The sequence below is a fragment of the Pseudoalteromonas sp. S1650 genome, assembly GCF_005887195.1.
Classification (GTDB): Bacteria; Pseudomonadota; Gammaproteobacteria; order Enterobacterales; family Alteromonadaceae; genus Pseudoalteromonas; species Pseudoalteromonas simplex.
Genome location: NZ_PNDF01000048.1, coordinates 13233 through 33207, shown reverse-complemented (window position 1 = coordinate 33207; position 19975 = coordinate 13233). Strand labels below are relative to the sequence as shown.

13 protein-coding genes are annotated in these 19975 nt (G+C 41.3%); 5 read left to right on the top strand and 8 right to left on the bottom strand.

The window, feature by feature from the left end:
* Positions 1 to 50 precede the first annotated feature (50 nt).
* Both CWB80_RS15300 and CWB80_RS15295 read right to left on the bottom strand, forming a co-directional pair.
* Entirely contained in the window at positions 51 to 1979 is a 1929-nt protein-coding gene (locus CWB80_RS15300) for a phytase (protein WP_138599927.1), read from the bottom strand.
* Positions 1980 to 2037: 58 nt separating this feature from the next.
* A complete protein-coding gene (locus tag CWB80_RS15295; RefSeq protein WP_138599928.1) occupies positions 2038 to 4338 on the bottom strand; it encodes a TonB-dependent receptor plug domain-containing protein in 2301 nt (766 codons plus the stop codon).
* Between the two features lie 284 nt (positions 4339 to 4622).
* Here CWB80_RS15295 and CWB80_RS15290 point away from each other — a divergent pair, with 284 nt between their 5' ends.
* Positions 4623 to 5540 (top strand): GGDEF domain-containing protein, encoded by a 918-nt coding sequence (locus tag CWB80_RS15290; RefSeq protein WP_138599929.1) that lies wholly within the window; start codon positions 4623 to 4625, stop codon positions 5538 to 5540.
* Positions 5524 to 6522, top strand: coding sequence for an AraC family transcriptional regulator (locus CWB80_RS15285; protein WP_138599930.1), 999 nt, complete (start codon positions 5524 to 5526; stop codon positions 6520 to 6522). The genes CWB80_RS15290 and CWB80_RS15285 overlap by 17 nt, the downstream gene beginning before the upstream one ends.
* Before the next feature lie 36 nt (positions 6523 to 6558).
* Here CWB80_RS15285 and CWB80_RS15280 read toward each other — a convergent pair whose 3' ends face one another.
* From CWB80_RS15280 to CWB80_RS15270, 3 genes are all read right to left on the bottom strand, one after another.
* Entirely contained in the window at positions 6559 to 7629 is a 1071-nt protein-coding gene (locus CWB80_RS15280) for a cytochrome-c peroxidase (RefSeq protein ID WP_138599931.1), read from the bottom strand.
* Positions 7622 to 10279, bottom strand: a complete 2658-nt coding sequence (locus tag CWB80_RS15275) for a TonB-dependent receptor (RefSeq protein WP_138599932.1) — start codon at positions 10277 to 10279, stop codon at positions 7622 to 7624. Before CWB80_RS15275 ends, CWB80_RS15280 begins: the two co-directional genes overlap by 8 nt.
* Positions 10280 to 10537: 258 nt before the next feature.
* Entirely contained in the window at positions 10538 to 13297 is a 2760-nt protein-coding gene (locus tag CWB80_RS15270) for a cadherin-like domain-containing protein (RefSeq protein WP_138599933.1), read from the bottom strand.
* 259 nt (positions 13298 to 13556) lie between these two features.
* On the opposite strand from CWB80_RS15270, the gene CWB80_RS15265 reads away from it, so the two are divergent.
* Complete coding sequence (locus tag CWB80_RS15265; RefSeq protein WP_138599934.1) at positions 13557 to 14909, top strand: magnesium transporter; 1353 nt, start codon at positions 13557 to 13559, stop codon at positions 14907 to 14909.
* Between the two features lie 306 nt (positions 14910 to 15215).
* Positions 15216 to 16121: a tetratricopeptide repeat protein gene (locus CWB80_RS15260; RefSeq protein WP_138599935.1), complete on the top strand. Its 906-nt coding sequence runs from the start codon at positions 15216 to 15218 to the stop codon at positions 16119 to 16121.
* Here the strand turns inward: CWB80_RS15260 and CWB80_RS15255 are convergent.
* From CWB80_RS15255 to CWB80_RS15245, 3 genes are read right to left on the bottom strand one after another with little or no spacing between them, the layout of a single operon-like run.
* Complete coding sequence (locus CWB80_RS15255; RefSeq protein WP_138599936.1) at positions 16118 to 16666, bottom strand: hypothetical protein; 549 nt, start codon at positions 16664 to 16666, stop codon at positions 16118 to 16120. The two genes, CWB80_RS15260 and CWB80_RS15255, sit on opposite strands and share 4 nt — an antisense overlap.
* 59 nt (positions 16667 to 16725) lie before the next feature.
* Positions 16726 to 17421, bottom strand: a complete 696-nt coding sequence (locus CWB80_RS15250; RefSeq protein ID WP_200909086.1) for a response regulator transcription factor — start codon at positions 17419 to 17421, stop codon at positions 16726 to 16728.
* A gap of 4 nt (positions 17422 to 17425) precedes the next feature.
* Complete coding sequence (locus CWB80_RS15245) at positions 17426 to 18898, bottom strand: ATP-binding protein (RefSeq protein ID WP_138599937.1); 1473 nt, start codon at positions 18896 to 18898, stop codon at positions 17426 to 17428.
* Between the two features lie 168 nt (positions 18899 to 19066).
* Between CWB80_RS15245 and CWB80_RS15240 the strand changes: the two genes are divergently transcribed.
* Positions 19067 to 19948, top strand: a complete 882-nt coding sequence (locus CWB80_RS15240) for a dioxygenase family protein (RefSeq protein ID WP_249362600.1) — start codon at positions 19067 to 19069, stop codon at positions 19946 to 19948.
* Positions 19949 to 19975: the final 27 nt, after the last annotated feature.

The following is a 19975-nucleotide window of genomic DNA, read 5'->3' as shown; positions in this document are numbered from 1 at the left end:
TGTTCAGATAAAAAAGGTGCCCAGATAAACCGAGCACCCTACATAGTAACTTATTGAATAGCTTTTTTTACCTCGCGCCAGTCAATAATCTTAAAGTTTTGCGGTGCCTGTGGCATACGGTTGTAACCATCTTGCACAATTAGCACCCCTTCAGGGTAGCCCGGTAGTGCAGCCGGTGTGACCGTTAGGCCATCGGTTTCTGATACGCCATCTATTGCTAACTCTAGGTTATTACTGATTGCAAACTTACCCGCAAACTCAAGGCTTGGGGTATTGCCATCAATAATTTTATAAAGCACATAGCTGTAATCACCTTGGCTAGAAACCACTAAATATCGAGCATCTTTTGCGTGGTAGATTTCCATGCCTTCTACATCATCAACCAGCATATCGTTCACGGTTTGTAGCATTACAGGTTTATTTCCTGCTGTTGGCTCAGCGCCAATAAACCAAATACCTTCGTCTTCTTCACCTAAAAATAGCTGTGCGGTTTTATCATCAGCACTGCAACCTTCTGGTTGGCTTGGAACACTAAACTCGCGCACTAGTTGTGCTGATACGCTCTCATTATCACCTGTTAGTTTGTATTGCTGAAACAGGCCTGATTTGTCATTCATAAACACATAGTTGCCTGTGTTTGATGAGTACATACACATACCGTAAATTTCGTTTAGAGTCGTTGGCAGCTCAGCAAAATGTTGCACCTGATTGTGAGTATCGACGCTGTAAACACTGATGCTGTTATGAGTACGGTTACTACCTGCAATCCAGGTATTCGTTGCGTTGTTGATACTGGCATGTTGGCGCACATCAACATTATTTAAACGGCCTGTTTCTAGTGCTTGTAGCTCTTTGCCTGCAAGGTCATACACCATTAAGCCACGGCGTTTATCGGTACCTAAGATCAAGCTTTTAGCTGCATTATTAGGGTTTACCCAAATTGCAGGGTCATCGGCGGCATCACCAAAAGCACGTACTGCATCGGTTTGCGCTTGTGCATTGATGTAAGTAACAGCCGCTGTTTTAGCGCTAGTGTGTTGTTTAGCCTGCCCATTTATTTGACCTTTTACATAATGACCTGATTCATCATCGTATAACACGATGTCAGCTTGATTATTGTTAAAGCGCACTGCGGCAGACTCAATCGCCAGTTCACCAGCAAATTGCCAGCTGCTAAAACGCTTTGTGCTATTTTCGTAGCGATGTAATTGGTTATCTTCAGAAGTGGTGAACCATAAGCTGCCATCTTCTGTTGTGCTTAATCCGCCAACTTCAGGCGCTAAGCTGCCAAATGGCGACATCATAGCAAGGGGCTTTTTATCGGCGCGTGATTCAGCGTCGGCATTAATTTGCCAAATGCCTAGCTCGCCTTCACTTAAATAAAGAGTTTTACTGTTATCATCAACCGCACAGCCTGATGTTTCACTTACGCCAGCAAACTCACGTAATTCAAGGTTTAACGCGCTTTTGTTTGCCATATCAAACACCAGTGTTTCGCGGATAAGACCACGAGCGTCTGCCACAAATGCCGACACGGCTTGAGTGGTCGGGTTGGCAAATAAGCACACCGCCTCAGGTTTTGCTTTTGGTGGGCTGATACGGCTAATTTCAGTTAGCTGCCATTTAGCTGCTTTTTGTAAGCTAAAAATCACCGCTTGGTCGGCTTCGTTGTCGATGCTGGCAACAAGGTAACTGTTTTTGTCGATCGCCTTAACAGATAGCGCTTCGAAGTTACCTTTTTGTAATGCGTGCTGTTTACCAGTGACATCAATAAGTTGTAGGCCTTGGCTTTGTGAGCTTAATAGCCAAGCGTCATCAGCAAGGGCTGCTGCTTGTGAGCCTTGCATATTTTCAGTTGTGCCAAAGGCTGTTAATTGGTTTTTACTTGGTGCCTCGTTTGCCGTTGTTTGGCTACACGCTGCTAGGGTGCTTAGCATCACTGCACTGGCAACAAGATTAAGTGGTTTTTTAAAATTCATGGGATCCCCAAATATACAACAAGGCAGCAATGCGCTGCCTTAATAACTCTTATGTGTATTAAAACGCGTAGCGCAGCATTAACTGGATAACAGGGCCTGCTTCTTCAGACTCCAGTTCATACTCGTCAAAGTCGCGGTTGATTTGGTCATCAACCGTGTCGAACTTGTTGAAGGTTTCGTCTTTGCTTGCATCAAGTAGGTTTGAGCCCACTAAACGAAGCGTGACGTCTTGCCAGCGTTTTTCTACGAATACTTCAAGGTCTGCACCGTAGTGTGTGGTTACTTCTTCACCCACGATACGACCATAAGCATCACCTTGTTTACGGTAAGTTGCACCGAACGAAGCGCCTAAATCAGGTAGGTCTTGAATAAAACCAACGTTAAACACGTAGTCAGATTGGTCGTTGAATTTACGGCTACCGAAAGTGTCATCTACTTCTGAATCAAGCCATGAGTAGTTAAAGAATACCCCTGTGTTTGGCATGCTAATAGCGCTTAGCGGCGTTGATAAATCAAGCTCGATACCTTTTACGTTGCCATCACCGGTGTTACGCGGTTGCAAAATGTAAGTACCATCACCTTCTGAGCCTTGTTGGCCTGTATTGGCTATTTCGATAAGGTCAGTGACATCGCGATAGAACACATTAATACCCACGACGCCGCTTTTACCTAAGCGATATTCATAGCCTAAGTCCATACCCCACGATGATTCTGGTTGTAGGTCTGGGTTACCTAAAAAGTCGTTATCGCCTAGCTCTTTTTCAAGTAGAGCAGGGGTGATGTAATCAAAGTCAGGACGACGTAAGCTACGTGCAACCGATGCACTAACACGGCCATTTTCAGAGACGTTGTAGCGTAAATGTGCCGATGGTAAGAAGAAGTCATAATCGTTTTTAGCGCTTACACCTTCTACTTTGTCAGTAATGGTTGAATCAGTTGTTTCGTAGCGCACACCTAACTCCCACGAGAAGTCTTGGTCTTCGTGCTTAACTAATGCAAATACATCTAGGCGGTCTTCTTCGAGTTTATTGACGCCACCAGCGGCTGCTTCAAACTCGTTATTAAAGCCTGCCAGTGACAGTGGTGTTTTGTTGAACTGATCCCAGCTAGTAAAGCTTTGCTCGCTTTCACCTTCGGCTTGATAAACCGCAGTATCGCGCTCTTTACCTTGTACAAAGGCACCGAATTGAATCGTTTTGCTCTCGCCTGCAAATAAGCTATGTTGCCATTGTAATGACCATTCTTTGTCATCCAGGTCTACAGTTTCTTCTTCTTCCTCAAACACCATAGGTAACTCAGAGGTATCGATTTCTACTTCTTGCTCGTAAACTGACTCTTCAAAGCTTGCAAAACCAAGCTTAAATTTACTGGTGCCACCAAAAAGGGGTAACTCATAACCCGAGTTGATGTTGTAGTTGGTTTGATCAATGTAAGACACATTGGCGTTGTCGGTTTCAAGATTACCGCCTTCAACAATTGAGTTATTGATTGCTGTTGGATCGTCATATTCGAATGAACGCTCATCTTCAGTACGGTCGGTATCAACCCAAATTGCGCTGATATCAAACTTGCTGCCATTATCAAAAGCAATTTCGTAGCTGGCATTTAGTGAGGTGTCGTCACCATCGCGGGTGTCTGTTTGATCTTCGCGGTTATCGAATTCTTCGGTTTTGTAATTGGCGTTATTCTCTGGGCTGTCGCCATAGCGTAGGCTTGATTTTTGTTTTGGGTTATAACGACCTTGTAAGTTCGCACCAAGTAGTAAACGGCCGCCAGCAAACTCAGTGCCGTAAACACCAGCAAAGCTTTCTTTTAATTCGCCATCGTCATAACGCAGGCCACCTGCACGCAAGTAACCACCATCTAGGCTGTAACCGTCACGCAATACAATGTTTAGCGTGCCGGCAATGGCATCGGCAGAGCGGTTTGCACTTGAAGCACGAATAATTTCTACACGCTCAATTAGCTCGGCAGGAATACGGTCAACAAAGAATGAGCGGTCAGCACCTGCACCAGGTACTTCTTCACCGTTGATAAGCACCTTTGTGTAAGCTGGGCTTAAGCCACGCATACGTGCGCCATCAGACTCTAAAACATCCGATAAAAACGTCACACTCGGTACACGTTTTAATGCATCACCGGCAGTCAGCGGTTCAAAACGTTGAAAGTATTCTTGTGAGTATTCAAGCGTCGGTGCCAGCTCTTGTGAGCGGTTGCGATAGCCGATTTCGCCATATACAACAAGCTCTTCAGAGACTTTTACTTTTTTCTCATCGCTGCTTTGTTCGTCTTGTGCGTAAGCGGCAAATTGGCATAAGGCGAGGGCGCTTACTAACGCCTTCGTTTTAAATTGTTTCATGGGTTTGCTCCTGGTTGTCCTTGGTTTGATGAGCAAAGTACGCAGCTTAAATGACGCAAATGTGACAGAAAATCGCTAACAACCAGTAAAAACAAGTGATTAGAGGCTTTTAAAAGTACTTTTGAGCTGCAATAACCCCATCTTTTTAAGGCAATTACAGTACTTAAAGGGTTTAACAAGGTATGACTGTCGTTTTGCTGTCACATCATTGAGCTAATATGACCCTGCTGCTTTAAGCGCTAACGAGTTAGCATGGCAGCGTGAATTATTGTTAGGTACTGAGAATGCGATATAACCCTTTTACTCATCATCGATTTTTAACCAATGCCGTTATTGCTTTGTTTGTGATTGCGTTTTTGCTAAGCGCACAAGCAGGAGAGTTAAAGCCTTTTGCCGATATTGCTTGGTTAGATATTTTAGGCGAGGGTGGCATTGTGCTAATGACCCTGACTTGGATAGCTGCGCTACTTATTTCGAGGCCGCCCGGCAAAGTCACCAGCTTTTTAGTGCTTGGGCTAGGGCTTTTTATGTTTTCAGCTTCCCTTGATTTATTTGATGAGTGGTTACATCAACCAACCAATACGTGGCTTACTTGGATTGAATCATTGCCTGCGCCGATAGGCATGATTTTCACAAGCCTTGGGCTGTATCAGTGGCACCAAGAGCAATACGTGCTTAACAGGCAACTAAAACGCCGTGAAGCTCAGCATCGTGAGCATGAATTAGTATGCTCAATAACAGGGCTGTATAAGGCTGATTACTTACAAGCTGTGTTAAAAGAGCAATTAAGTGAGCCACAGCCTCTGCAACTGGCCGCTATTGATATTCGTGGTTTTGCTGATTTTAACGCTGAATTTGGCTTTATCGAAGGCGACCGCTTACTAGGTGAAGTAAGCGAGCTTTTATTGATGAATTGTCGCCTTAGCGATGTGGTGTGCCGCTATGCAGGAGACTGCTTTATGGTGCTAATGCCAAACACCAGCGCAGTACAAGCGAAAGAGCTGGTGGCGCAAATTACCTCGGCGCTGAGCCATTGTGCATTTAAGGTCGAAGGCGAAAAACACGCTAAGTTTCAAGATGTAACAGCGGCCTTAGTGGGCAGTATGCATGGCGATACACCACAAAGTTTAAGCTCGCGTTTACACGCTAAGTTACAACAACAAAAACAACAAAGAGTCAGCCATTGTGAAGCCGTATCTTAATCAAGATGACAAATACCTCACCGCACAGGGACTGATCACCACGCTGGTGGAGCTGGCCTTAAGTCGCGGCATTGCACTGCATAAGTTACTCAGAGGCACAGGGGTGTTTGAGCAAGACTTAATGAGTGTGCAGCATCAGTTTAGTATTTCGCAGCAAGTACGCTTATTGACGCAGTTTAAGCAGTTGATGAAATCCGCCGACAGTGGCTTTTTATTAGGCAGTCAACTAGCAAACGATACCTCTGTTGCCGCCCAAGGCGTGTTACATGCAGCGCATATCGGCCAAGCTTTAAAGCAGTTACACAATTTACGCATGCAACTAGCCCCTTTGTTATTTAGTTACAGTTATGTACATAACGAGCAGTATTACATTGTGCTGCAAAATGCAGTGGGCTTGGATGATGAAATAAGCCAGTACGTTATGGAAATTTACAGCGCCGCGTTTTACCAAGTTCTTAAAAAAGTGGCGGGTGAGCGAGTCCCTTGTCAGTTTGAGCTTGCCTGTAAACGCGCCAGACATAGCCAAGAATATGAGCAGCATTTGGGCCTTAAAGTTGCTTTTGAAAAGCCTATAACCCGCTGGGTATTAAATAAACACGCGCTTAGGCTTACTAACCCCGCGTTTAGTAGTTTTCGGTTCTCACAAATTAACTCGCAGCTAGCGGCATTAGATTCAGCAAATAGCACTTTTGTGGAAGCCGTAAGCCGATTAATTTATCAAAATCCGGCGTTAAATTTAGACCAAGTCGCCAGCCAATTTGCTATGAGCCCTGCAACTTTCAAGCGCAAACTAAAAGCTCATGGCGTACGTTTTTCTACCTTGTATGATGAGCAAAGTAAGCGCAAAGCGATTTACCTACTTGCCATGCGCGAACAATGCAATGAGCAAGTCGCCATGCGCTTATCATTTTATGATATTGCTAATTTCAGACGAGCGTTTAAACGCTGGACCGGGCTTACGCCAAGTCAATTGAAGGGGTAAGAAAGCCCGCTCTTATCGCTAAGAGCGAGCGTGCAGTTAAAGGGTTTCTAAAAATGCGATGAGTGCATTTTTTTCATCCTTACTGAGCTCTAACTTATGCAGTAACTCAGTTGTATGTGGGTAGTTTGGATCATCTTTAAATTTATTTCGCGGTTTTGGCCTTGCTCCACCTGCATTATAAAAGTTGACTATCCCCAGCAAACTTTGAAAGCCACCATGGTGCATCCAAGGTGTACTTTGTTGTAACGCTAAAAGAGAAGGGGTTCTAAACTTGCCTATATCAGCTGGGTCTTGGGTGGCATCAAAACGGCCTAAATCTTGAAGCTTTCGACCATAAAAATGCAGCCCCGTAATATGAAATTCATTGTCGCTGAGTAAAGCACCTTCATGGCAAGTCATACACCTTGCTTTGGTTCTAAAAAGATGCAAGCCTTCAAGTTGTTGATCGTTTAAAAGTGCAACTGCTTCACTAGGACTCGTTTGCGCTTTATCGATAAAGCGCGTGAATAATGATTCTGGAATATCAAAGGTACGTTCAAAGGCAACAAGCGCAAGAGCCAATAGTTCTTTATTAAGCGCTTCTTTGCCAAAGGCATTGAATATTGGGCTTTTATAGTCCTCAGCACTGTTTACTTTGTTAAGCACAAGATCAACAGAAGTGCCCATTTCTATCGGGTTTTCAATCGGCATTAATGCCTGCTCTGTCGCAGTTTTAGCCCTGCCATCCCAAAAGAAACTTTGCCAATGGTCAACACCAATAATGGCTTGGGTATTTCGGGTGCCCACTTGGCCATCAATGCCGACAGCTAGTTTTCGCCTATCTGAGAATGCTAAACGAGACTCATGACAGCTTGCGCAGCTTACCGTGTTATCTCGTGACAAACGGGTATCGTTAAATAGCTTTTCGCCTAATGTGATGATCTCATCACTTTGATTAAACGGTTTAGCTTTTAAAGGTTTGAGCGGGGCAGCTGGCACATCTTTACTGCTAATAATCGCAGGCCACTCATGCTGTGGCTTTGCGTATAACTTGCGTAATGATTGCTCTTGTGTGAAGGCGCTCGTTGTAAAAATGCCGCAAGTTAAGAGAAATAACCATTTATTCATAGTTATAAGATACCCCTAACCAAAACATTCTACCTGGTTCAATACCTGAATTTCCTTCTGTAATAGCGTGACTTCTGGCATTAAATAAGTTGCTGATATCAAGGCGAACTTCAAGAGATTGAGATTGACTAACTTGATACTCCCAACGGCTACTTAAGGCAAATATAATACGAGCGTCAAAGGTATGAGCTTCATATTTGGATATATATATATCGGTCGAACCACACGTAGCACATTCACTTCCAATGCCTATTCTTTGATCGTTACTAGACTTAATAGCGGTTGTATAACTACCGCTGTAGGTTGCTGTTAGACCAGTTGAAAAAGTATCAGTCCAGTTGGCATTCCAACCAAAGTTAGCAGTTACAGGGCGACCAAAATTCGCTTTAAGGGTATCTAACTCAGATAAGCTCATCAGCTCACCCTCATAGTAAACCAGTGTTTCAACAGGCGTGTTATCGGGTGTTGCAGTGTAGTCGCTATTGCTTTCACTGTTTTGGCTATAAGATGCATTAGCCCATATTGAATGGTCGCCAAATTTGGCATCCCAAGATAGCGAGTAACGCTCGCTTTCACCTGTACCATTATTATAAATAGTAATATATTTAAAACCGTCATTTTTTAGGTTGGTTTCTTCGTTTCTCGCTAATTGTTCTTTTTTGTTACGGTGCACATATTTTAATGCAAAGTTACCGAAATCTTCTGTCGCGTGACGAAGACCTAAGGCAATTTCATCATCGTAAGGACTTTTTACGTCGTCATAGATATAGCGGAAGTTACCTGTGTAAGAAGAAGGAAGCCAAGCTTGTAAATAACCGTTTTGAATAGGGCGATACTCACGATAAGCAAACTTTTGTTGCTCTTTAATTTTATAACCGAGTAGGCCCGCATCGTAATAACGGTTTAAACCCGCGGTCAATAGTGTATTGCCATCGTTAAATACGTCATAACCCATTGATAAGCGTGGCGCGATATTGTGATTTTTGAAAAAATCATCGTAGTCGTATCTAACACCTAAATGAAAATCAAACTGTTTCCAGGTGATCACATCGGTGGCATATAGTGCCGCTTTATTTAAGCTTACGTCTATTTGTTCACTGGGTGTGACTAAACGTGAGTTAAAATACTGAGCTGTTGTCGCTACGTTATTCGAGTAGGCAAGTAAGTGCTCTGGATTATTAAAATCGATACTGCCACCTAATTGCTCGGCAAGGGTATCTAAATCAACATAAAAATTTTGCTCAATACAATCAAGGGTATAGCCACTACAGTTTAGTTGTGCGTTGGTTGATGAGTATTGAATTGGCGAGTCATACTTATAATAGTTTTGTTGGCGGGTACGCTCATAGTTTTGATGGTTGAGTTCAGCGCCCACGCGAATTGCGTGCTCAGTATTGCCCCAACTTTTACGCTCAAGTGTTAGGGAATTTCGCCAATTAAAGCTAGTTTGCGTGTTATCAAGATTGCCATAACCGCCGTATCTTGAAACAGGAGTTGAATCAGGGCTCTGATCGGCTAATTGACCCCACTCTTTGCCTTTTGCTTGAAGCCAAGTATAAAAATGCGCAGGCCCTGTGCGATTATTATCACTTTGGCTCATATTAAACTTACTGCTGAAGTGACCAAAGCGTGTTTCTTCACCTAAATTAGCCGTAAAACCAAAGCTTCCTCCTTCGACTTGGTAGTCACTATTAAGCACGTCTTTCAAGTATGAATCTGAAGTATAAGGGGCATACATAACGCTTAAATCGAGTGAATCAACCCAGCCATCGCGATAGCTGTATTTAAGTAATGCATTGATGTTTTCTCTACTTTCGACCTTTTGTGCTGAAAGCGAAACATCTGAGATATCACTTTTTAAATAGCTTACGCTTAGCAATAAGGCATGCTTGTCAGTCAACTCTTTTTGAATTGAAAAATCGATATTGGTTTTTTCATAGGTTGGTGGCTCAAGGGCGTCTTTGCCCTCAGCGGTGTCATCTGGCTCATCATTATCGATTATATGGTACTCCCCCCAATCACTGCGATTACCACGAATACCTAAGCTTACACGTGTTTCTCTAGAGAAAGCAGATATCGTTTCGGCATCAATCACGCCACCAGAAAAGTCGCCAAAGTCTGCTGGAATGTTGTGATCGTACACAGTAATTGACTCTACGATTTGACTGTTAATATTCATGCTTTGCACACCGCCTGACACCTCATTTTCAGAGGCGCCAATGCGGCTCGCACTGGCAGGATCAAGACGATTGTTATAGTTCATGCCATCAATCATAAAGCCTGTTTGCCAAGGCTTTGCACCCGAAATACTAATTTCAGGGGCACTAATTTCCGCAAGGTTATCAATCGAGTAGTAGTCTTCACTTAATTGCACGCCCGGCAGTAAGGCAATCAATTCGTTGATATCACCATTACCTTTTGGGGTTGCTTCAATAAAGTTTCTATCTAAATAGGCGCGACCAATTACTTCAGGTACTTCAATCCCTATGTATTGCCCTTTAATGGTAATGCGCTCTACCTCTTGATCTGAGCATTGCTTATTGTTCTTATCATTACATTGAGGATTTGTTGCTTGTTGCTTTACTTCATTAGCGTGTATAGGGGCATTAAGTAAAAGCATCAAACACGCTGATAAGTAGCGCATTTGCATGGTAAAACTCCTGAAATACAAGTGATTAGATTAAAATAGGAACAGTCAAATGACTTGTAAGGCTTCATTGCATTTTTTAAATGCTGCTTTTATTGCGCATTACACATAAAAGTAAATGATGAAAAATTACAATGCTAAACATACGAAGAGATTTCGGATGTGTTTTAAAGTTTGACTTTCTATTGAATATAAAATTTTTTTCTTAATGTTATTGAATAATAATGCGAGGCAAGGCGACCTCGCATTATTGTGATGGTGTTATTCTCCTAAAGGAGTCACATCGATACTATCTTCAATACCATCATTGTCGGCATCGTTATCAGCAATTAAGCCCGATTCAGCAATTGCTTGCTCTGATGCGCTGGATAGGAAGAAGTTAGGTTTGCCATCGTGGTCTGTATCGATACTTGCGATCGAAGATGCAGGGAAGTCATCTTTTTTAGCTACTAAGTTAGCATAAAGGGCTGTAAGTGATAGCTTATCTGCTTCTGCATTGACTGAGTGATCGATTAATTCTTTTACTGCGGCATCATTGCCAAGTCGGGCCTGAAAAGTAAGCAATGTTTCAAGGTTACTTTGAATAACTTTATCGGTTTGTAAGAGTACAAACGTATTTGCATTGGCTACGAATGGCTTTAACATTTCAATTGTTTCAGCATAAGCTGAAGCATACTGCTCGTTATTTACTTGGAATCTAGCTAATGATGAGGTGAGAGAATAGCTTTTGAATAGTCCACCACTTGTTTCGCTATTACTAAGTGTCGCGTAAAGTACTTTATCAAGTAGAGTTTTATAGTCATTAATATCAAGGTTTGATTGTTCTGATTGCAGTGTGGTTAAACTGATATCTAACCAATTTAACGCCATATCAATTAGCCCAGCTTGCACAAGGTATCCGAGTGAACTCAATCGCCATTCTATTTGTGTTTGTTTTTCTTCAATTAAGTTAATTTGAGTGTTAAGTCTTTCTGCGGTGATGGCTACCGAGTCATTCTGAGATACAAATCCAAAAATAGCTAACTGCTGATTTAAAGCATAAGCAGCAGAGGAAGTACTAAAGTTAGTGTTATTTTCTATAAAGTAAGAATCTATAACCTCAGCACAGCGTTGTGCAAAAATATTTGCTTGTTCTTCCCCACCTAAACTAAGGGTAAAGTCGACAAGGCCGCCACAACCGAATATTCCGGTGACATAATATGCGTTAGTTTCATTTAACACATACTCTTCAGAAAATAGGATGTTTGCGGCGTAATCCGTCAGAATTAGGCCAAGTTCATTTTCACCTCGAACTCGAAGAATATCAGCAGCACCTGGTTGGCCTGATGAAGTTATAAGTGTTTGATAGAAACTTTTTGCATTAGGTGTTTCGCCACTCATAAAGTATTCTTTAGCGTTTTGCACCGCATCCTCTATGGAGATACCCGCTTGTAGTTTGTTAGCTACTTCATAAGCAAAAGAAAATTCAATAGCATCATCTTTGTCATCTTGATCTGTAAGTAAAGCAAAGGCTGGGTTATTTGAAAGCTCTACATCATATAAAGCTTTAATATTTGCTGTTAACACTTCTAATGGATAGGTGTATGTCGCTAAAGTTGCTTCTGCATATGGGCTTGCAGTAAAGCTATATGTATTATCGAATCCAACAACACCATAATATGAAAGCGCTAAGTTCGTATAATATTTTGCCAAATCAACTTCATTGAGCTGTATAAAAGATTGAGCAGCCCATGCAATGTAAAGCACTCTCATACGCTCAGTTGGTTGGCCTTTGTAGTCACCTGATTTTTGAGTAAAATAACCGATTTTTTCACTTAACTCGGCCATGGCTTGGGTGACTTTTACTCCTTCATTTCTTACTGTTTCTGTGTGAGTCGCTGCGTATTGATCTTTAGAAGATTCAACGGTTTTTTTGATTGCAGATATAAATCTAATATAAGTCGCATTATATTCTTCTGTATAAACCTCATTTGCATAAAGTTTAAGTGTGTCTAACATGGCTTGAGCGTATTCGGTTTGGCCAGCTGCGTTGTATTGATTGGTTAGAGTCAGATAAAACCCCGGATCTGAGCTGCTGATGTTATCTAGGCCTTTTTCAGCAAGGTACTGATTGTAAAGAGTTGCAGCATCTTGTCTAAACGTTAAAGCCCTCTCGCTTAAACTTACTAAATCAAGAGATTTAGCTGCATCTAAATAGGCTTTTGCTTTTGTGTCTATTGCTGAAATTTTGCTGAAGTGTTCGTCTGCTTTCTCAGCAAAGCCTGCAATAAGATAACCAATAGCTAATTGTGTGTTTACTTCGTCCATGTAAACATCATCATTGATATTGTCACTAATCGCTTGTGCTTGTTTTAAATGAGAGTTATTTGAGCTGTAGTAGTAATTAAGTTTATCTTCGTTAGTCACATAGGACGGTTTTAATTCAATGGTTGCGCTGATAGGCGAGCTAATAATGCCATCGGTAAATTCGATAACAAAGCTGTCGTTAATTTCTGACAACGTATCAGCTGTGAATAGAAATTCACCCGTTTGTTCATCTAGAGTAAGGGTGCCGTTGGCAGGGGCCGTTACTAAAGAAACAGTCACAGTGTCACCGTCAACATCATTAAATACTAATGTGCCTTCAGTCGTTGTTGAGGTGGTTACAGTGATTGATTGGCTCGCCAGTGTTGGCGCATCGTTAACGTTATTAACCGTAAAAGTAAGTACTGCATCAGTACTTAAGCTGCCATCAGTGGCGGTAACGGTTACTGTGTCTTGGCCTGCAAAATCTTCTTTTGGGGTATAGCTAAAACTACCATCAGCATTTAAAGCAAATATCCCGTTACTTGCTGCAGAGCCGAGGGTATAGCTAACAGCATTATCACCTGTTGCCACAACTTGACCTGTAATAGATGTATCTTCATCTAGAGTGAACGCTGAGTTGCTGGTGAACTCAGGTGCATTATTACTATCTGAACCGCCACAGCCAGTGAGTGCAAATGCAATCACAAGTGGTAAATACTTTATTCTATTAGTCATGTTTATACCCGCATTTATTATTGGTAATTTCAAAAGGGAGGGAATGTTATCATTATAATACGAATGATAATAGATCTTAATAGCGTTTATTTGTGCATTTTTATGCAATTGTAGTGACTCAGACTTGAAAGCTTAGGTAGAAACTATGCTTTCCATCTGAGAATAATCGCATCATTGAAAATTAAAGCTAATTCATAGCAGTTATTTTTCCCGAGCTGCGTTAGACTATTGTTATTGATGTAATTAACCGAGGTCTCAAATGATTGAGTATCCTGTTGACCAACTCCCCCAGTTAATTGATGACTTGCTTCAGTGTGACACTACAACGCGTAAAAATAAGTTACTCGCTGATGCTAAAGAAAAGCTTTCTACAGAACATTTATCGTTATTGTTTGAAGCGCTACCTAAAGAGCAACGTCTAGAGATTTGGCAATTACTCGATGAAGACACGCAACATGAAATCTTCATTAACTTAGGCGGTGATAGCTGTCGCTGGTTATTGCAAAGCTTAGATGAAGCTGAAGGTTTTAAGCTACTTGACGAAGTGAGCGTAGAAGAATTACTTGAACTCGAAGAAATTATTCCTGAGCGCTTTGTTGATTATGCACGTAAACAACTTGATGAAGTTCAAACAAAGCAGTACGACCTTGCACAGCAATATAACCCAGAGCAGTTAGGTCACTGGCTCGATTTTGATGCGCTAAAAGTATCAGAAAAACTCACCGTGGCTGGCGCGCGTAAAATTTTTCAAAAAGGCTTACCGCAATACACCGAGGTGATTTATTTAGTCAGTCGTAAGGGCACTCTCATTGGTGAAGTGGCTATCAATGCTTTGTTTAAAGCCAATGATAACGACAGCCTGCTTGATTACGCGAACCTTGATGTATCGGCTTTACATGCTGATGACGACTTATACGAAGCTGCTGAAGTGGTTATTCATAGTGAACAAATGGCGATGCCAGTTGTTAATGCCGACAACAAACTAGTAGGCCGATTGTCAGTATCATCAGCTTATGAATTGCGTCAAGAAGTGACCGACGAAGCCGCTGCAAAAGCCGGTGGTCTACGTGAAGACGAGGATCTGTTCTCAAGTGTCACTAAGTCGGCAAAAAACCGCGGTATTTGGCTTGGTATAAACCTAGCAACGGCATTTTTAGCATCTTGGTTTATTGGTTTGTTTGGCGCAACCATAGAGCAAGTGGTTGCGCTGGCGGTACTGATGCCAGTTGTTGCCTCTATGGGTGGGATTGCAGGTAGTCAGACGTTAACGGTTATTGTACGCGGTCTAGCACTTGGTCAGGTTACCGACTCCAACCGCAAAGCACTGTTAAAGAAAGAGCTAAGAGTAGGGGCATTAAACGGCTGTGTTTGGGCCTTTGTGATTGGTGTACTCACTTATTTTTGGTTCAACGATGGTATGTTAAGTTTAACAATCACTATCGCTATTTTACTTAACTTAGTTGCCGCGTCGTTATCAGGGGTGGTGATCCCATCGATTTTAGATAAGCTTAAAATTGATCCAGCCCTTTCAGGTTCTGTGATCCTTACCACAGTCACCGATATTGTTGGTTTTGTCACTTTCCTTGGCCTGGGTAGTCTTCTTTTACTTTAAGTGGTTAATGCGCTGGCTAAGATAATTAGCCAGCTTCATTTCGATTATGCTGTTTCTTTAGGGGTATTGGTTGCAATTACCTACAATTCCAATATCACGACGTTTTGCTTTGCCATCAAAGGTCCAAGTTGAATTGTTCTAACTTATACAAGTGACTATTCGAATTTATTCATTATTTAGCGTCTCTATTAAGATACTGGATTAGAACTATTGTCGGTTACATTTATTAATTTAGTTAAAAAATACTGTTATAAAGCATTAAACTTTGTTAGCTTTCTGAAGGTGTTATCACTGAGATAATTGTGGATGAAGAAAAAGTTAGCCATGTTATTGCTGGGGTTATCTAGTTTTAATGCCTCAGCCTCTGAAAACTTTAGTGATCATGAGATGTTTTGTGAGCGGCAATCGCAAATTAGTTGCCTAGATTACATTAATCAGCAGCTTGCCAGCAGCGAGATTGGCTCTGCGCGTTGGTATGAGATTAAATCGTATCAGTTAGATTACTTCTACGACAAAATGGAATTTCAAGCTTTAAAGAATAGCGCTGAGCCTTTTATTACAAGTGAAGAATTGCCAGTCGTCTTTCAAGTACAAGTTTACTTTTATTACGCAAAATCAACACACTATTTAGGTGACTCAGAAACTGGTCATAAATATGCGACGAAAGCGTTTGAAAAGCTACAAGCTATTTTTGATTCGTTTGGTAATCCGATGCGTATGGTCGAACTGGCCAATTTGCAATTTGTGTTTGGTAATAAAGAAACAGCGTTGCAAATTCTTGATAGGGCAGAGCGCCGTTTTGGCAAAAGCAAAGACCCCATTTTTCATTTTGAATTAGCGTCGAATAAAGCGAATGTTTTTCATTCATTAGGGGATATAGATGGTGCACTTGTAAACCGACAAATTGCAGCTGATTGGATTTTAAAAACTAATCATAATCGTAAGATTTCTGTAGCATTAGGTAACTTAGCCCGTACTCATCAACTTCTTGCTGATTATGTGAAAGCTGATCATGTTTATGTGCAGTCACTCAAATTCATGGACACGGACTCAGATCGCAACGCAGTTGCTATTTATAAATTACGCCTTGCTGAAATCAATTGGCAAGCTGGCAAGCCAGCACAGGCTTTAAAGTGGTTTAAACAAGTGCATAAAGAAGACATTCGTCAATCACATGCGAAACTTTATGCACATCTTAGTAATGTGCTTTAGATAGTGTAAAAACACCCAGATTTTTCATCTTCACCTGGCGCTAAAATTTGTAGATGGGTTGAATCGCCTTGCTCCATCAAAGGTTTCATAGTTTTATCAAACTGCTTAGCGGCATGTTCAATTAACTTTGCTTGCTGCTCTAGCGCTTTAAAATCGGCATCATGAGCAGCCATCAGTTTATTGAGCTCTGTAGCCAACTTATCTTGCTCTTTTAATAAGCTTTTATTAATTCGCAGGTGATTCTCGTCTTCAATAACAGCTTTTTCGGCGATCGCTTCTATTTGCTCAGAGTACTCAGTCACTTGTTGTTCTATGTTGCTAATTGGTTGCTCTAGCGCTTCTAGTTTTACTTGCTCATGTTTAAGCTCTAGGTATGCAGCAATCTGTTCGTTATTGAGGGTAATTTCGCTCACCTTTTTACAGTCTTTAAAAGTGATAACGCGATAATCACCTTGGTCGTTCGCTGTACTGGTATTAGAGAGGCCGATACAAGCGGTAGTGGCAGCAATTAAGAGTGCGCTTGCGCTGATGCGTACTAAATTCATAATGATATCCTACAGGGTTATGTTATTTAGTTAGTCGTCGCAAGTATGAAAAAGGTTGTTTAAGTTTTAAATTTATATCCCACACCATAAATTGACTCAATGTAATGACTATTAGGGTCGGCTTGTGTCAGCTTTTTACGCAAGTTTTTAATGTGTGAATCAATACTACGCTCGTAGCTTTCAAAGTACTTCCCTTGGGTCATGGTTAGTAAATCTTGGCGTGAAAAAACCTTATTGGGTGAGGCAATTAATATTTTTAATAAGCTAAATTCATTAATTGTTAGTTTTAGCTCTGCATTATTTACCAGTACTTTGTATTCGCTCGGATCAACAATAATATTGCCCGCTTTGAGCGTATTTGGTGCGGTAGTTGGCATACGGCGGCGCTTTAAAATAGCCTTTACACGTGCCATTAACTCTTTTGGTTTAAATGGTTTAGTAACATAGTCATCGGCACCGACATCAAAACCAATTAAGTGGTCAATTTCTTCAACCCGTGCCGTAAGCATAATAATAGGCACATCACTGTATTGTCTTATCTTGCTACACAGCTCGATGCCGTTAGTGCCTGGCAACATGATATCGAGAATAATGAGGTCAGGGTTTAGCTCATTAACAGCATCAAGTGCGCAGGTGCCATCGTGAATTAAGCTTGTTTTAAACCCTTCCAGATATAAATACTTTTCTATTAGTTCGGCAATTTTAACTTCGTCTTCAATAACGAGAATATGCTGTTTTGCTATGGTTTCTGACATATTATTACGCCTCTGCAAGCGGGAGTTTTAACGTTATACACAGACCGCCTAACCGGCTTTTAGTTGCATTTATTTTTCCTTGGTGGGCTTCAACAATTGTTTGGCAAATCGCCAAACCTAGGCCAAAACCGCCGGTTTTTCTGTTGCGAGAGCTATCGGTGCGATATAAACGATCAAACAGTTTTTCAAGGGCTTCATCGGGGACACCGGGGCCAGAATCTTCTATCGACAAAAATACATGATGCTTAGACACGGTTAAATCTAACCAGACTTTTTGCTGTTCATCGGTATAGCGTAAATTATTTTCTAAAATGTTTTGTAGTACTTGTGTAATACGATTCTGATCAGCCAAAATTATTACGGGTTGCTCAGATAAGGTTGCATTGAGGGTGATGTTTTTTGATTGAAATTTAAAGGCATATTTATGCGCTTGTAAAGTTACTAAGGTATTAAAATCAATCTCTTCCATTTGGTAGTTGAAGCTGTATCTGTCAAGTGTGCTGACTTTATGTAAGTCGTTCACAAGTCGACTTAACAGCGCCACTTCTTCTTGTAGTGAACTTATCGCTTTTTGGTTGGGTTCGATAATGCCATCGTTAATTGCTTCAAGTTCGCCCTCTAAAATAGTTAAAGGCGTACGCAGTTCATGAGAAATATCCATAATCCATTGACTTTGCTGCGATTCAAAACGCCTAAGCTCTGTGGCAATACGGTTGAAATCTTCCGCTAAGGTGGCGAATTCATCGCTACTATTTACTGTAATTTTGGTCTCAAACTCGCGCTCAGCAAGGGCTTTTGCACCTTCTTTTAGTTGTGAAATAGGATTAGTAAAATGACGTGCGAGTAAGTAACTAAACAATAAAGCAATTAATAAACCAATCCCCGCTGTCCACAAACTGATATTAATTTGTGTATTAAGGTAATGCTGAGTAAGCGCGCTGACATGGTTACCGTTAGCATGCAACTGCAGCACTGCAACAACGGCACCATTGTGAGTGATTTCTTGCTCGTTCACGACCTCAGTATCGGTATTGCCTGCAATCAATATTTTGCCTTTTGCATCAAGCAAGCTGAGGCGTTTTTCAAAAGGCATAAAGTCATCAGCCATCGGTTTATTGCGAGGTGGTGGCATTCCCTCATTTTGCATGTGCTTTTGAGGGGGGCCTTCTAGTGAAAAAGGTCTGGGCTCTCTTGGTTTTGGTCTGTTCGGCGAAAACAATAAACGGCTTGAGTGAAAATTGCGGTTAATTAGCTCATACCACAGAGCTTTAGAGTCGATAAACATACCAATCGAACCCGTTTGCTGGTACTGCTGGCTAATTTCAGTGGCTATAAGGTTAAATGCTTCGTTGTCTATATCCTCAAATACACTATTGAGCATACGCTTATTAGTTATTGCATTAAGACCAAACATGGTCAGTACCAGCAGCAACGTAATAATAAGATTGGTAATTAAGAGTTTGTGAATTAACTTCATAGGTATAATAGTAAAATGTAATAGCCAAAATTGAATATACTATAAATGTCTATTTTTTGGCATGTGCATCCTAATCACTCTATAAAAGCACCACTTTTTCTACACAAAGTCTCTACATTTGTTCTTTATACTCGACGCTAATTATTCAAGTTAACGAAGGGGCACAAGGTGACTTTAAAACCTGAACTTTATACTCGTAGAAAAATGCTAAAAACATTAGGGGTTTCTCTTGCTACTGTGCCTATGTTGGCATTTTTAGGCTGTAACTCAGACACAATATCGTCAACGGACACAACCTCAGGCACCGACACATCAACGGGCACAGGCACCAGCACTGATACAGGCGATACAACAACCACGAACGACAGTGAATATGTATCGGGCACAACAGCGCTTATTACTGATGACTTTCCGGATGACAGTATTTTTGAAACATCCACCGCATGTGTGTTAGCACTAACTAAAGCAACAACAGAAGGCCCCTGTTACTTCCAAGCTGATTCAGACGAAGATATTTCGGATGGCTTAACTGGTTTGCCTATGATGCTTTGTTTACAGTTAATTGATAGTGACTGTAACCCATTAGCAAATTACGAAATATCGGTTTGGCACTGTGATACCCGCGGTATTTACTCGGGTGATACAAGTAGTAGTTCTGATAGCTCACGTTTTGCGGGTGATTTCTGTACTGATGGCGATACCGAAGCTGAGGCAAGCACCTGGTACCGAGGTTCATTGATCACAGATAGTAGTGGTCGTGTGAACTTTAAAACGCATTTTCCAGGTTGGTATTCGGGGCGAACTATTCATATTCATTTTAAAGTGTCGAACAACAATAACGACTATGTAATTAGTCAGTTTTGTTTTACAGATGCGTTTGCAAAAGAAATTTGTACCACTCATAGCGATTACAAATCACGTGGTGAACAAGATACAACCCTTGCTAGCAACGATAACGTGTTTGGTAGTGATTATGAGCAGTTTATTTTAAATACAGCACAAAATAGTGATGGCACTTTATTGGCCTACCACACTATTCAGATTAATTAAGCAACCCATCATTGTAGGTTAGGGCGT

What these genes read in the sequence shown, in the direction of transcription:
- CWB80_RS15300 (WP_138599927.1), bottom strand. Translation starts at nt 1,979, where the DNA reads ATGAATTTTAAAAAACCACTTAATCTTGTTGCCAGTGCAGTGATGCTA.
- CWB80_RS15295 (WP_138599928.1), bottom strand. Translation starts at nt 4,338, where the DNA reads ATGAAACAATTTAAAACGAAGGCGTTAGTAAGCGCCCTCGCCTTATGC.
- CWB80_RS15290 (WP_138599929.1), top strand. Translation starts at nt 4,623, where the DNA reads ATGCGATATAACCCTTTTACTCATCATCGATTTTTAACCAATGCCGTT.
- CWB80_RS15280 (WP_138599931.1), bottom strand. Translation starts at nt 7,629, where the DNA reads ATGAATAAATGGTTATTTCTCTTAACTTGCGGCATTTTTACAACGAGC.
- CWB80_RS15275 (WP_138599932.1), bottom strand. Translation starts at nt 10,279, where the DNA reads ATGCAAATGCGCTACTTATCAGCGTGTTTGATGCTTTTACTTAATGCC.
- CWB80_RS15270 (WP_138599933.1), bottom strand. Translation starts at nt 13,297, where the DNA reads ATGACTAATAGAATAAAGTATTTACCACTTGTGATTGCATTTGCACTC.
- CWB80_RS15265 (WP_138599934.1), top strand. Translation starts at nt 13,557, where the DNA reads ATGATTGAGTATCCTGTTGACCAACTCCCCCAGTTAATTGATGACTTG.
- CWB80_RS15260 (WP_138599935.1), top strand. Translation starts at nt 15,216, where the DNA reads ATGAAGAAAAAGTTAGCCATGTTATTGCTGGGGTTATCTAGTTTTAAT.
- CWB80_RS15255 (WP_138599936.1), bottom strand. Translation starts at nt 16,666, where the DNA reads ATGAATTTAGTACGCATCAGCGCAAGCGCACTCTTAATTGCTGCCACT.
- CWB80_RS15250 (WP_200909086.1), bottom strand. Translation starts at nt 17,421, where the DNA reads ATGTCAGAAACCATAGCAAAACAGCATATTCTCGTTATTGAAGACGAA.
- CWB80_RS15245 (WP_138599937.1), bottom strand. Translation starts at nt 18,898, where the DNA reads ATGAAGTTAATTCACAAACTCTTAATTACCAATCTTATTATTACGTTG.